Raw genomic sequence first — 13,392 nt, forward strand, 5'->3', positions numbered from 1 at the left:
CCGCGGGGAGACGATACCGATGGCGGTTGAAGCCGGAAGCGGGGAACTGGTCAAGGTGGTGGCCCTGCTGGGCGCCGCCGTGGTGATGGTGCCGCTGTTCCGGCGCCTGGGGCTGGGCTCGGTGCTCGGCTACCTCAGCGCCGGACTGCTGGTCGGGCCGTTCGGCCTGGGCTGGTTCTCCGATCCGCAGGCGATCCTGCACGTGGCCGAGCTGGGCGTGGTGATGTTCCTGTTCGTGATCGGGCTGGAGATGCGCCCGGCCCACCTTTGGAGCCTGCGCCGGCAGATCTTCGGCCTGGGCACGCTGCAGATCGGCCTGTGCACCGTGGTCCTGGCCGCGGTGGCCTGGCTGTGCGGACTGCGCATGCCGGCCGCCTTCATCGGTGCGGCGGGCTTTGTCCTGACCTCGACCGCGGTGGTGATGCAGCTGCTGGGCGAGCGCGGCGACATCGCCCTGCCGCGCGGGCAGCGGATCGTCTCCATCCTGCTGTTCGAGGACCTGCTGATCGTGCCGCTGCTGGCGCTGGTGGCGTTCATGTCGCCGCTGCCGGCCGAGGCGGGCGAGGGCAGCCGCTGGATGGCGGTGCTGGTGGGTATCGGCGCGCTGGCCGGGCTGGTGGTGGCCGGCGTATGGCTGCTCAATCCGCTGTTCCGGCTGCTGGCACGGGTGCAGGCGCGCGAGGTGATGACCGCCGCGGCCCTGCTGGTGGTGCTGGGCGCGGCGGCGCTGATGGAGGTTGGCGGGCTGTCGGCGGCGATGGGCGCGTTCCTGGCCGGCGTGCTGCTGTCCGGCTCGACCTTCCGCCACCAGCTGGAAGCGGACATCGAGCCGTTCCGCGGCCTGCTGCTGGGCCTGTTCTTCCTCGGCGTGGGCATGGCCCTGGACCTGTCGGTGGTGGCCGCCAACTGGCCGCTGATCCTGTCCGGCCTGCTGGCGATGATGGCGGCCAAGGCCGCCTGCATCTACGTGGTCGCGCGGATCACCCGCACCGGTCATCGCGACGCCCTGGACCGCGCGGTCCTGATGGCCCAGGGCGGCGAATTCGCCTTCGTGCTGTTCTCGGCGGCGCAGGCGGCCGGGGTGATCGACGGCACGGCCAACGCCAACCTGACCGCGATCGTGGTCCTGTCGATGGCCCTGACCCCGCTGGCGGTGCTGGCCGTGCGCGGCCTTGCCGGACGCGAGGCGGGACCATCGATGGATGGCATCGAGGAGGTGGATGGCCAGGCCGGCAGCGTGCTGATCGTCGGCTTCGGCCGCTTCGGCCAGGTCATGAGCCAGGCACTGCTGGCGCGCGACGTGGACGTGACCATCATCGACACCGACATCGAGATGATCCGCAGCGCCGGCGAGTTCGGCTTCAAGGTCTACTACGGCGATGGCACCCGGGTGGACGTGATGCGCGCATCCGGCGCCGCCACCGCCCGGGTGATCGCGGTCTGCGTGGACGACCGCCGTGCCGCCAGCCGCATCGCCCGGCTGTGCCGCGACGAGTTCCCGCAGGCCCGCGTGCTGGTGCGCGCCTTCGACCGCGAGCACGCGCTGGAGCTGGCGCAGCTGGACGTGCATTTCCAGGTCCGCGAGACCTTCGAGTCGGCGGTGCGCTTCGGCCAGGCCGCGCTGGAGGCGCTGGACATGGAGCCGGAGCTGGCCGCGCGGATCTCCGACGCGATGCGCCGGCTGGACGCCGAGCGTTTCGCCCTGGAGCTGGCCGCCAGCGACGTGAATGCCGGCAAGCCGCTGGTCATCGGCAATACCCCGCCGGCCACGCCGACGCCGTTCACCCCGCCCAGGCGGGCCTCGAAGCGCCTGGATGCAGGCGAGGGAGGGGAATCCGGGGGCGCGGGCGCGCCGCCGGCCGCCTGAGCATGGCGGCCCCGGCTCAGCCGTGGCGCTTGCGCGCGGCCTCGAACGCGGCCAGCTGTTCCGGCGTGGCCTCGCGCTGGTGGTGGGCCTTCCACTCGGCGAAGGGCATGCCGTAGATGGCCTCGCGGGCTTGTTCCTTGTCCATTTCCAGGCCAGCCTCGAGCGCGGCCTCGCGGTACCAGTCGGCCAGGCAGTTGCGGCAGAAGCCGGCCAGGATCATCAGGTCGATGTTCTGGACATCGCTGCGTTCCTGGTTGAGATGCCGCAGCAGCCGGCGGAACGCCGCCGCCTCCAGTTCCACCTTGTCGACCATGCTCCTACCTCGCGCGTCCGGAATCGGGGACAATGTGCCGGTCCGCCGTCCCGCCCCGCAAGCATCCCGATGACCGCACGCATCCTCGATGGCCGCCGCGTTTCCGAAGACCTGCTCGACGAACTGAAGACGCGGGTCGATGCGCGCGTGGCCCGCGGCCTGCCGCGGCCGGGTCTGGCCGTGGTCCTGGTCGGCGACGACCCGGCCTCGTCCGTATACGTGCGCAACAAGCGCCGGGCCGCGGAGAAGGTCGGGATCGAGGCGTTCGACTACGACATGCCGGCCGGCACCAGCGAGGCCGAGCTGCTGGCCCTGGTGGACCAGCTCAACGCCGATCCCAAGATCCACGGCATCCTGGTGCAGCTGCCGCTGCCGGGCATCCCCGACGCCAGCCGCCTGATCGAGCGGATCGACCCGCGCAAGGACGTGGACGGCTTCCATCCCTCCAACGTTGGCCACCTCGCCCTGCGCCAGTTCGGCCTGCGCCCGTGCACGCCGCGCGGGATCATGACCCTGCTGGCCCATACCGACCGCCCGGTGCGCGGCCGCAACGCCACCGTGGTCGGCGTGAGCAACCACGTCGGCCGGCCGATGGGCCTGGAGCTGCTGATCGCCGGCTGCACCGTGACCAGCTGCCACAAGTTCACCCCGGCCGAGGTGCTGGAGCAGTCGGTGCGCAATGCCGACATCCTGGTGGTGGCCGTGGGCCGCCCGGGCATCGTCCCCGGCGAGTGGGTCAAGCCCGGCGCGGTGGTGATCGACGTTGGCATCAACCGGCTCGAGGACGGCCGCCTGGTCGGCGACGTCGGCTACGAGGCCGCGGCCGGGCGCGCCAGCTGGATCACCCCGGTGCCTGGCGGCGTGGGCCCGATGACCGTGGCCACCCTGATGCAGAACACCCTGGAAGCGGCCGAGGCGGCCACCGCCGCCTGATCGCTGGTCACTGACCGCTGATCGCTTGCCGGGCAGCGCCCCGGCAGCCTTGCCAACCACCGCTCGCGACGGCTTCACGACGCCGTCGCCACACTGCCACGCTGGACTGCGGGTGGAGGAGCGGCTTATCGGCGCCATGGACAGACGCTGCTGGCGGACGGCCGCGCTCGCGATGCCGTGCCTGCTCGCCGGTTGCGCCGGGCCGCAGTCGGCGCTGGACCCGGCCGGTCCTTCGGCCTCGGCGATTGCCGGGATCTGGTGGGCGATGTTCTGGGGCGCCCTGGTGGTCTGGGTGCTGGTGACCGTGCTCCTGCTGCTCGGCCTGCGCCGTCGCCGCAACCTGTCCGAGGCCGGCGGCCGGCGCATGATCGTCGCCGGCGGACTGGTGCTCCCGACCGTGGTCCTGCTGGCGCTGCTGGTGCATGGCACCCTGGCCAGCGACCGGGTCACCGGCCGCAGCGTCGATGCCCGGCACGTCGTCGCCGTCACCGGCCGGCAGTGGCACTGGGACTTCGTCCACCTGGGCGATGACGGCCAGCCGCTGGCCGCATCCACCGACCTTCTGGTCATGCCGCTGGGGCGGATGGTCGAGTTCCGGATCCAGAGCGCCGACGTGATCCACAGCTTCTGGATCCCGCGCCTGGGCGGGAAGATCGATGCCATCCCCGGGCGCACCAACGTGCTGCGCCTGCAGGCCGACCAGGCCGGGCCGATCCGCGGCCAGTGTGCCGAGTTCTGCGGACTCGAACACGCGTTCATGGGCTTCGAGGTGCAGGTGCTGGCGCCAGCCGAGTACGAGGCCTGGCTGCGCGACAACGCGGTGGCGCTGGCCGGGGAGGGCAGGCCATGAGCGAGGCCCGCATGGACACCCTGCCCCCGGAGGAGAACCGCCGCCGCCTGGAAGCGCTGGCGCGGATCTGGGACAACGCGCCGGGCTGGCGCGGCCAGCTGACCGCGGTCAACCACGGCACGGTCGGGCTGCGCTTCATCGCCACCGGCTTCGCCTTCCTGCTGGCCGGCGGCGCGCTGTCGATGTTCATCCGCCTGCAGCTGGCCTGGCCGGGCAACCAGGTGCTGGATCCGGAGCGCTACGCCCAGTTCGTGACCCTGCACGGGACCACGATGATGTTCCTGTTCGCGGTGCCGATCATGGAAGGCTTCGCGATGTACCTGCTGCCGAAGATGCTGGGCGCGCGCGACCTGCCGTTCCCGCGGCTGGGTGCGTTCGGCTACTGGTGCTACCTGTTCGGCGGGCTGTTCCTGTACTCCGGGCTCCTGTTCGGGGAGGCGCCGGACGGCGGCTGGTTCATGTACGTGCCGCTGACCGATGCCACCTATTCACCCGGCCGCGGGGTGGACTTCTGGCTGATCGGCGTGACCTTCGCCGAGATCGCGGCGGTGACCGCGGCGGTGGAGCTGATCGTGATGATCCTGCTTTGCCGCGCGCCGGGCATGGACATCCGGCGCATGCCGCTGTTCGCCTGGGCGATGCTGGTCACCGCGTTCATGATCGCCTTCGGCTTCCCGCCGCTGATCCTCGGCAGCATCCTGCTGGAGATCCAGCGCGCCTTCGGCTTCGTGTTCTTCGACGTGGCCCGCGGCGGCGACCCTCTGCTGTGGCAGCACCTGTTCTGGCTGTTCGGGCACCCCGAGGTCTACATCATCTTCCTGCCCGCGGCCGGGGTGGTGTCGATGGTGGTGGCGACCTTCGCCCGCCGGCCGATCGTCGGTTACCTGTGGATCGTGCTGGCCCTGGTGACCACCGGCTTCCTCAGCTTCGGCCTGTGGGTGCACCACATGTTTGCGGTCGGCATCCCGCTGCTGGCGCTGGCCTTCTTCAGCGCCGCAAGCATGGCGGTGGCCATCCCCACCGGCATCCAGGTGTTCGCCTGGCTGGCCACGCTGTGGGCGGGGCGACCGTGGCTGCGGGTGCCGATGCTCTACCTGGTGGGGTTCTTCATCACCTTCGTCGGTGGTGGCCTGACCGGGGTGATGGTGGCGCTGGTACCGTTCGACTGGCAGGTGCACGACACCCACTTCGTGGTCGCGCACCTGCACTACGTGCTGATCGGCGGATTGATGTTCCCGATGTTCGCCGGCCTGTACTACTGGCTGCCGCTGGCCAGCGGGCGCATGCCTTCGGAGAGCCTCAGCCGCACTGCGTTCTGGATGGTGTTCACCGGCTTCCACCTGACCTTCCTGCCGATGCACCTGACCGGACTGCTGGGCATGACCCGCCGCGCCTACAGCTACCCGGAGCAGCTGGGCGTGCACTGGCTCAACCTGCTGTCCACGGCCGCCGGCTTCGTGCTGGCCGCCGGCACGATCGCGATCCTGGTCGACGCCGCGCTGTGTTTCCGCCATGGCCGCCCCGGACGGCGCAATCCATGGCGCGCGGGCACCCTGGAATGGGCGCTGTCGCATCCGGTGCCGGCCTACAACTTCGCGTCGCTGCCGGTGGTCGCCGACCGCTACCCGTTGTGGCGGGACCGTGGACTGGCCGCACGCACCATGGAGGCCGACGGGCTGCTGGGCGATCCGTCGTCCGGGCGCCGCGAGTCACTGGGCACCTCGATCCTCGGTGGCGTGCCCGAGCAGGTGATCCGCCTCTCCGGCTCCAGCTGGCAGCCGCTGCTGTGCGCGCTGACGATCGCCGTGCTGCTGGCCTGCTTCATCGCCGGGTTCTACCTGGGCTCGGCGCTGATGCTGGTGGTCCTGCTCGGCCAGTTCTGCACGTGGGCCTGGACCACCGGCGACCGCCATGCCCCGGCCACGGTCCAGGCCGGGCCGCGGCTGGAGCTGCCTGTCCAGTACGCCTGCCGCAACGCGCCGGGCTGGTGGGCGCTGGTGGTGTCGCTGCTGATCGATGGTTCGCTGTTCGCCTCGCTGGTGTTCGCCTACTTCTACCTTTGGCTGGGCACCGATGCCTGGCCGCCGGCGCCGATGCACGCGGGCGCCGGCGCCGGGGCCTGGGCCGCGCTGGCGCTGCTGGGCGTGTGCTGGATCGCCTCGGCCACCTCCGCACGACTGATGCGCCGCGGTGGCGGGCGCGCGCTGGCCTTGCCGCTGGGCGTGGCCGCGCTGGCCGGCGCCGGGTTCCTGTGGATGCAGTGGCGGGCGGTCGCCTCGGGAACCGGCGCGCCGGGCGAGCACGCCTATGCCTCGGTGGTCTGGACCCTGGCCGGCTTCCACGCGGTGCATGTCGCGGTGGCGATGGTGGTCGGCCTGTTCGTCGCCGCGCGCGGCCAGCGCGGCTACGTCGGCGTCGAACGCCCGCTGGAGCAGCGCATCGCCGCGGCATTGTGGGCCTACGTGGCCGCCCAGGGCGTCATGGCCTGGGGCGTGATCCACCTGTTCCCGGAGTGGGCGTGATGGCCGGGTTCGCGAGGCCATCGACCCTGGTCGGCATCGCCGCGCCGATGGCGGTATGGGCGCTGCACTTCGTCGTGCTCTACAGCCTGCAGGGCCTGACCTGCGGCGAGGGCTGGAACCCGCGTTCGTCGTTCTGGGCGATGGTCGCGCTGACCATTCCGGCGCTGGCGGTGATCGCCTGGCTGGGGCTGCGCGCGCTGCGCACCGCCAGGGCCGCCGCTTCCGGCGAGCCGGCCGCGCGGCGTGCGCGCTTCGCTGCCCAGGCCACCGGGTTGTGTGCGGTGCTGGCGGCGGTGGCGGTGCTGTTCACCGTGGTGCCGGTGCTGCTGCTGCCGGTCTGCAGCTGAGGTCGCCATGCGCAGGAGCCTGAAACAACCCGTCCCCGACAACCGCAGCCACACCGTGGCCAGCCGGGTGGCGATCAAGCAGCACCCGCTGCATCCGATCCTGGTGGTGTACCCGGTGGCGGCGCTGACCCTGCTGCCGCTGGCGGACCTGCTCTACCTGTGGCTGGACGATCCGTTCTGGGCCCAGGCGGCGTGGTGGCTGAGCGTGCTGGGCCTGGCAGGCGGGGTGTTCGCCGCGCTGTTCGGGATCGCCGACATGTTCCTGATCCGGGTGGTGCGCCGGCATGTCTCGGCCTGGATCCACTTCATGGCCGGGGTGATGCTGCTGGCCCTGGCCGCCGCCGGCGTCAGCCTGCGCCTGCCGGACCCGGCCGCGGCGATCTGGCCCTGGGGCCTGTTCCTGTCCGGGATCGGCTTCGTGATGGTGGTGATCGTGGGCTGGCTGGGCGGCGCGCTGACCTTTCGCCACGGCATCGGCGTCTACGGCTACAAGGCGGCCGAAGAGGAGGGCGGCGACGACGCGCCGCCGGCGGCATGAGGATCACCGGTGCCGGCGGCCGCGACCGGAGGGGCGGGCAGGTCGCCGAAAGTGCGCGGCTTGGCTCCGGTCAGCGCCGCCAGGGCCATCAGGAGCAGCAGCGGGATCCAGCCCACGACCCGGTAGAAGCCGGCGCTGTGGCGTTCGTGGCCCTGGCCGAGCTGGTACAGGTGCAGGCCGAAATACAGGTGCAGCAGCACCGCGGCCATCACCACCAGCAGCTTGGCCGCCAGCCAGGCCCCGAACGGGACCATGCCGATCAGGACCATGCCCAGGGCGATCGCGATGATCCCCGCCGGGGTCGCGATGCGGAAGAACAGCAGGTTGGTGACCGGATTGAAGTAGGCCGGATGGGCGTCGCGGCCGCCCCGGTGGCGAGCCACGAACAGCCGCGGCAGGAAGAACAGGCCGCAGAACCAGACCAGCACCGCGCCGATGTGCAGCAGCTTGAGCCAGAAGTACACGCGCGGTTCCTCGCGGGGCGGATTGCCAGGAAGGCTACGCGCCCGCGCGCGAAGCAGGCGTGGGCGGCCGCGGTCGGCGCCGCGGTCCTGCTGCCGCTGCCCGCGCTGGCCCTGCCGGTGTGCCGGCCGCCGGGCAGCCTGGCCGAACCCTGGGCGCCGCCAGGCGCGTGGCTGCTGCCGCCGGCGCTGCTGCTGGCGCTTTACCTGGCTGGCCTGTGGCGGCTGTGGCGGCGTGCGCCCGGGCGCGGGATCACGCCGCTGGAGGCCGCCGGCTTCGTCGCCGGGATCCTGCTGCTGGCCTTCGTCCTCGGCGGCCCGCTCAATGCCTATGCACGCTGGTCGCTGGGCGCGCACATGGCCCAGCACATGCTGCTGCTGGCGGTAGTGCCGCCACTGCTGCTTGCCGGGCGTGCGTGGGCCGCGATCTCGCTGGCCCTGCCACGGGCGGTGGCCGGCGGGCTGCACCGGCTGCTGCATCCAGCCAGCACTTGGCTGGCGGCCCGGCTGGGACCGGCCACGGTCGCGCACGCGGCGGTCATGGTGCTGTGGCACCTGCCGGGCTCGCTGCAGGCGGCGCTGGCCAGCGAGCGCCTGCACGAGGCCATGCATGCCAGCTTCCTGCTGGCCGGGCTGTGGTTCTGGAGCGCGCTGTGGCGGCGGATCCGCGGGCAGGGCGCGGGGCCGGCGCCGGGCGTGGTGGCCACGGTGTCGCTGATGATGGTGATGGGCTTCCTGGGGGCGCTGCTGACCTTCGCCCCGCGTCCGCTGTACCCGCTGTACGGGTTCCGGGCGCCGGAGGTGGGCCTGGAGGCCCTGGCCGACCAGCAGCTGGCGGGCCTGCTGATGTGGGTGCCCAGCTGCCTGCCGTACCTGGCCGGGGCGCTGTGGCTGACCTGGCGGGGCCTGGGCCGGGCCGGCAGGGCGGTCCGGCGGCCCGCGGCGGGGTTGCCTGGACGGAACACTGGATAGCGCCGGCGGCCCCCGCTTCGGGCGTATAATGACGCGCTTCCCCACATCCGGGTAATGCCGATGCTGCGCATCCAGGCCGAAGCACTCACCTACGACGACGTCTCGCTCGTCCCCGCCCATTCCACCGTGCTGCCGAAGGACGTCTCGCTGGAGACGCGCCTGACCCGCGACCTGCGGGTGAAGCTGCCCATCGTCTCGGCGGCGATGGACACGGTGACCGAAGCGCGCCTGGCCATCGCCATGGCCCAGCTCGGCGGCATCGGCATCATCCACAAGAACCTGACCGCCGAGCAGCAGGCCGGCGAGGTCGCCAAGGTCAAGAAGTTCGAGGCCGGAGTGATCAAGGATCCCTTCACCGTCGGTCCGGACGCGACCATCGGCGAGGTCCTGCAGCTGACCCGCGCGCGCAACATCTCCGGCGTGCCGGTTGTCGACGACAACGGCCAGCTGGTCGGCATCGTCACCAGCCGCGACATGCGCTTCGAAAAGAAGCTCGACGACCCGGTGCGCCACATCATGACCAAGAAGGACCGCCTGGTCACGGTGAAGGAAGGCGCCAGCGACGAGGAGATCTTCCAGCTCCTGCACAAGAACCGCATCGAGAAGGTGCTGGTGGTCAACGATGATTTCGCCCTGCGCGGCCTGATCACCGTCAAGGACATCCAGAAGAAGACCGACAACCCGAACGCGGCCAAGGATTCGCATAGCCGCCTGATGGTCGGTGCCGCGGTCGGCGTGGGCGGCGACACCGAGCAGCGCGTCGAGGCGCTGGTGGCCGCGGGCGTGGACGTGCTGATCGTCGACACCGCGCACGGCCATTCGCAGGGCGTGCTGGACCGCGTGGCCTGGGTCAAGAAAAACTTCCCGCAGGTGCAGGTGGTCGGCGGCAACATCGTCACCGGCGAAGCCGCGCTGGCCCTGTACGACGCCGGCGCCGACGCGGTTAAGGTCGGCGTGGGCCCGGGCTCGATCTGCACCACCCGCGTGGTCGCGGGCGTGGGCGTGCCGCAGATCACCGCCATCGACCTGGTGGCAGAGGCGCTGCAGGACCGCATCCCGCTGATCGCCGACGGCGGCATCCGCTACTCCGGCGACATCGGCAAGGCGATCGCCGCCGGCGCGTCCACGGTGATGATCGGCGGCCTGTTCGCCGGCACCGAGGAATCCCCGGGCGAGGTCGAGCTGTTCCAGGGCCGCAGCTACAAGAGCTACCGCGGCATGGGCTCGCTGGGCGCGATGGAGAAGGGGTCCAAGGACCGCTACTTCCAGGACGCTTCCGACGCCGACAAGCTGGTGCCGGAAGGCATCGAGGGCCGCGTCCCGTACCGCGGCCCGGTCGGCAGCATCATCCACCAGCTCGCCGGCGGCCTGCGCGCCACCATGGGCTACGTCGGCTGCGGCACCATCGAGGAGATGCGCAGCAAGCCGAAGTTCGTGGTGATCACCGGCGCCGGCCAGCGCGAGAGCCACGTGCACGACGTGACCATCACCAAGCAGCCGCCGAACTACCAGATCGGTTGAGGCAGGGGCAGGCCGCTCGGCCACCCGGCGCACCGTCCACTGCCAGCTGAACCCAATGACCGACATCCATAGCGACAAGATCCTCATCCTCGACTTCGGCGCGCAGTACACCCAGCTGATCGCCCGCCGCATCCGCGAGATCGGCGTCTACTGCGAGATCTGGGCCTGGGACCACGACCCGGCCGAGATCGCCGCGTTCGCGCCCAAGGGCATCATCCTGTCCGGTGGCCCGGAGTCGACCACGGTCGAAGGTTCGCCGCGCGCGCCGCAGGAAGTGTTCGATTCGGGCCTGCCGGTGCTCGGCATCTGCTACGGCATGCAGACCATGGCGGTGCAGCTGGGCGGCGCGACCGAGGCCGCGGACCAGCGCGAGTTCGGCCATGCCGAGGTCTCGCTGGTGGCGGCCGACCGCCTGTTCGAGGGACTGAAGGACCATCCCGGCTCGCCGCCGCGGCTGGACGTGTGGATGAGCCACGGCGACCACGTGTCGGTGGCGCCCCCGGGTTTCACCGTCACCGCGAAGACCGACCGCATCCCGGTCGCGGCCTTCGCCGACGACCGCCGCGGCTGGTACGGCGTGCAGTTCCACCCCGAAGTGACCCACACCAAGCAGGGCGAAGCGCTGCTGCGCCGCTTCGTGGTCGACATCTGCGGCTGCCAGACCCTGTGGACCGCCGAGCACATCATCGAGGACCAGATCCGCCGCGTGCGCGAGCAGGTCGGCTCCGACGAGGTGATCCTGGGCCTGTCCGGCGGCGTGGATTCGTCGGTGGTCGCGGCGCTGCTGCACAAGGCCATCGGCGACCAGCTGACCTGCGTGTTCGTCGACACCGGCCTGCTGCGCTGGCAGGAGGGCGACCAGGTGATGGCGACCTTTGCCGAGCACCTGGGCGTCAAGGTGATCCGCGTCGACGCCGCCGATCGCTACTTCAAGGCGCTGGAAGGCGTTTCCGAGCCGGAAGCCAAGCGCAAGATCATCGGCAACCTGTTCGTCGACATCTTCGAGGAGGAGTCGGCCAGGCTGAAGAACGCGCGCTGGCTGGCCCAGGGCACGATCTACCCGGACGTGATCGAGTCGGCCGGCAGCAAGACCGGCAAGGCCCACGTCATCAAGAGCCACCACAACGTCGGCGGCCTGCCCGAGCACATGAAGCTGGGCCTGGTCGAGCCGCTGCGCGAGCTGTTCAAGGACGAGGTGCGCCGCCTCGGCGTCGAGCTGGGCCTGCCGCGCGAGATGGTCTACCGCCATCCGTTCCCGGGCCCGGGCCTGGGCGTGCGCATCCTCGGCGAGGTCAAGCGCGAGTACGCCGAGCTGCTGGCACGTGCGGACGCGATCTTCATCGACGAGCTGCGCAAGGCCGGCCTGTACGACAAGACCTCGCAGGCCTTCGCCGTGTTCCTGCCGGTCAAGTCGGTGGGCGTGGTCGGCGACGCCCGCGCCTACGAATGGGTGATCGCACTGCGTGCGGTGGAGACCATCGACTTCATGACCGCGCACTGGGCGCACCTGCCGTACGAGTTCCTCGGCAAGGTGTCCAACCGCATCATCAACGAACTGCGCGGCGTCTCCCGCGTGGTCTACGACATCTCCGGCAAGCCGCCGGCGACGATCGAGTGGGAGTGATTCCGCGCAGGCCCTGATACACCCGGTCGTCCTTTCCCGGGGCGACCGGTCCGATGCCCCTCCGTGCGCGGGGCAGGCCGCCGGCACCGCCGGCGCTTGCGGGGAACCGTTCCCCGCGTTCGATCAGCAGGTAGTAGCAGTGGACTGGGTCCCGGTGGTGTTCCTGGCGTTCAAGATCTCGGTGTTCGGGATTTGCATGTTCCTGGCCATCAAATGGCATTACGACCAGGGCAGGAAGGCGCGGGCCGAAAGCGAGAAGCTGCGCGCGAGCTACGCGCAGCCCGAAGCCGCGGAGCCTGCGGCTGCCGGGCCGGAGGCCGGCGACAAGCCGCGGCCCTGAAGCGCGCCATCGCGGTATAGCCCATCTCCCGAGGTGAGAGGGCTTGGGGAGAGGGCCGGTGCGGCAGTGGTGGCCCGGCCGCATGCCACCAAGACGGCCCCGGTCCGCTGGATTCGCGCGTTACCCAGCCGCCGGGCTCGACCGTGGCGCGACCAACCTCGACACACCCTGCTGCGCGCCCTGTGTCCGGGCCGGATCGTCGCTGCTAGACTCCCGCGCTGCCACGGCAAGGACGCCGCGCATCATCCGGACCGCCCTTCCGTGTGCCACGGGAACCTGCGCAGGCTGCTGTCCCTGCGCTCCATGGATGCTCCAGGGGAGGAGGAAGGACGATGGGAAGACTGGTCGTACTGATCGTGCTGGTGGCGGTGGCGTGGTTCGCCTGGGACCGGGGCTGGCGGATCGGGGAAGAGCATGTCCACGAGTACTACGACCGCCAGGTCGAGCTGTTCGGCGCCTATGACCACGAGGAGCTGTGCAAGCTCCTGGCCGACGACTTCAGCATGGACGTCACCACCTATGCCAACGGGCAGCTGGTCGACGACGACGTCTACGATGCCGACGAGACCTGCGCGATGACCCGCAAGATGGTCGATGGGATGCGCATCCTGAATTCGCGCAGCCGCGGCCTGCTGGATTTCGATATCAACGTGGACATCCATTCCATCGACATCGCCCCCGGTGGACGCAGCGCCAGCGTGGACGCGACCACGACGGTGCGGATGGGCGACCGGCTGGTCAGCCGCAGCCGGGGCACCGAGCGCCTGTCGCGCGCGCGCTGGCGGGTGCGCAGCCACGGCGGCGAAGGCAGGAGCTGGACCTACTGAAACCAGTTCCGGCCGTCGTGCCCCGGATTCACGGGGGCGCGACGGCAGGAGTCGCAGCGTAGGGGCTCCGAATCCCGGGAATCCCCCGCCATGTCCGACGACACCAAGCAGGTCGGCTCGCCCGACCGCGACCGCATCAACCTCTCCGAGGACTACGAGGTCCGTTACTGGACCGGTGCCCTTGGCGTGAGCGAGGAGCAGCTGCGCGAGGCCGTGGCCGCGGTGGGTCCCACCGCCGAGGCCGTGCGCCGCCACCTGGGCAAGTGATGGGCGTGGC

General features: G+C 70.9%; 14 protein-coding genes. 12 read left to right on the forward strand and 2 right to left on the reverse strand.

From position 1 onward, the window contains the following. Nucleotides 1–19 precede the first annotated feature (19 nt). Nucleotides 20–1,867, forward strand: a complete 1,848-nt coding sequence (locus PSESU_RS07095; RefSeq protein ID WP_013535079.1) for a monovalent cation:proton antiporter-2 (CPA2) family protein — start codon at nucleotides 20–22, stop codon at nucleotides 1,865–1,867. Nucleotides 1,868–1,883: 16 nt separating this feature from the next. Here the strand turns inward: PSESU_RS07095 and PSESU_RS07100 are convergent, their stop codons facing one another. Continuing rightward, entirely contained in the window at nucleotides 1,884–2,180 is a 297-nt protein-coding gene (locus tag PSESU_RS07100; protein ID WP_013535080.1) for a DUF1244 domain-containing protein, read from the reverse strand. Between the two features lie 69 nt (nucleotides 2,181–2,249). On the opposite strand from PSESU_RS07100, the gene folD reads away from it, so the two are divergent. The 5 genes from folD to PSESU_RS07125 all read left to right on the forward strand — a co-directional run bounded on the left by folD (nucleotide 2,250) and on the right by PSESU_RS07125 (nucleotide 7,370). Beyond that, the gene (gene folD / locus PSESU_RS07105; protein WP_013535081.1) at nucleotides 2,250–3,113 is read left to right on the forward strand and encodes a bifunctional methylenetetrahydrofolate dehydrogenase/methenyltetrahydrofolate cyclohydrolase FolD; all 864 of its coding nucleotides are present in this window, start codon (nucleotides 2,250–2,252) and stop codon (nucleotides 3,111–3,113) included. Nucleotides 3,114–3,285: 172 nt separating this feature from the next. Next, the gene (coxB, locus tag PSESU_RS07110; protein ID WP_233275261.1) at nucleotides 3,286–3,963 is read left to right on the forward strand and encodes a cytochrome c oxidase subunit II; all 678 of its coding nucleotides are present in this window, start codon (nucleotides 3,286–3,288) and stop codon (nucleotides 3,961–3,963) included. Beyond that, nucleotides 3,960–6,485, forward strand: coding sequence for a cytochrome c oxidase subunit I (gene ctaD, locus PSESU_RS07115; RefSeq protein WP_013535083.1), 2,526 nt, complete (start codon nucleotides 3,960–3,962; stop codon nucleotides 6,483–6,485). Before coxB ends, ctaD begins: the two co-directional genes overlap by 4 nt. Beyond that, the gene (locus PSESU_RS07120) at nucleotides 6,485–6,832 is read left to right on the forward strand and encodes a hypothetical protein (protein WP_013535084.1); all 348 of its coding nucleotides are present in this window, start codon (nucleotides 6,485–6,487) and stop codon (nucleotides 6,830–6,832) included. The genes ctaD and PSESU_RS07120 overlap by 1 nt, the downstream gene beginning before the upstream one ends. Nucleotides 6,833–6,839: 7 nt before the next feature. Continuing rightward, nucleotides 6,840–7,370: a DUF2231 domain-containing protein gene (locus PSESU_RS07125; RefSeq protein WP_013535085.1), complete on the forward strand. Its 531-nt coding sequence runs from the start codon at nucleotides 6,840–6,842 to the stop codon at nucleotides 7,368–7,370. Here the strand turns inward: PSESU_RS07125 and PSESU_RS07130 are convergent. After that, on the reverse strand, nucleotides 7,319–7,834 hold the full coding sequence (locus PSESU_RS07130; RefSeq protein WP_013535086.1) for a CopD family protein: 516 nt from the start codon (nucleotides 7,832–7,834) through the stop codon (nucleotides 7,319–7,321). The two genes, PSESU_RS07125 and PSESU_RS07130, sit on opposite strands and share 52 nt — an antisense overlap. On the opposite strand from PSESU_RS07130, the gene PSESU_RS07135 reads away from it, so the two are divergent. The 6 genes from PSESU_RS07135 (at nucleotide 7,808) to PSESU_RS15875 (ending at nucleotide 13,382) form a co-directional block, all read left to right on the forward strand. Beyond that, on the forward strand, nucleotides 7,808–8,803 hold the full coding sequence (locus PSESU_RS07135; RefSeq protein WP_233275262.1) for a cytochrome c oxidase assembly protein: 996 nt from the start codon (nucleotides 7,808–7,810) through the stop codon (nucleotides 8,801–8,803). The two genes, PSESU_RS07130 and PSESU_RS07135, sit on opposite strands and share 27 nt — an antisense overlap. A gap of 60 nt (nucleotides 8,804–8,863) precedes the next feature. Next, nucleotides 8,864–10,324, forward strand: a complete 1,461-nt coding sequence (gene guaB / locus PSESU_RS07140) for an IMP dehydrogenase (protein ID WP_013535088.1) — start codon at nucleotides 8,864–8,866, stop codon at nucleotides 10,322–10,324. Nucleotides 10,325–10,379: 55 nt separating this feature from the next. Continuing rightward, nucleotides 10,380–11,948: a glutamine-hydrolyzing GMP synthase gene (guaA, locus tag PSESU_RS07145; protein WP_013535089.1), complete on the forward strand. Its 1,569-nt coding sequence runs from the start codon at nucleotides 10,380–10,382 to the stop codon at nucleotides 11,946–11,948. A gap of 139 nt (nucleotides 11,949–12,087) precedes the next feature. Continuing rightward, on the forward strand, nucleotides 12,088–12,288 hold the full coding sequence (locus PSESU_RS07150; RefSeq protein WP_013535090.1) for a hypothetical protein: 201 nt from the start codon (nucleotides 12,088–12,090) through the stop codon (nucleotides 12,286–12,288). A gap of 332 nt (nucleotides 12,289–12,620) precedes the next feature. Continuing rightward, nucleotides 12,621–13,115, forward strand: a complete 495-nt coding sequence (locus PSESU_RS07155) for a hypothetical protein (protein WP_013535091.1) — start codon at nucleotides 12,621–12,623, stop codon at nucleotides 13,113–13,115. A 90-nt stretch (nucleotides 13,116–13,205) separates the two neighbouring features. Further along, a complete protein-coding gene (locus PSESU_RS15875; RefSeq protein ID WP_013535092.1) occupies nucleotides 13,206–13,382 on the forward strand; it encodes a DUF3606 domain-containing protein in 177 nt (58 codons plus the stop codon). Nucleotides 13,383–13,392 lie beyond the last annotated feature (10 nt).

The organism is Pseudoxanthomonas suwonensis 11-1, from assembly GCF_000185965.1.
GTDB lineage: Bacteria > Pseudomonadota > Gammaproteobacteria > Xanthomonadales > Xanthomonadaceae > Pseudoxanthomonas > Pseudoxanthomonas suwonensis_A.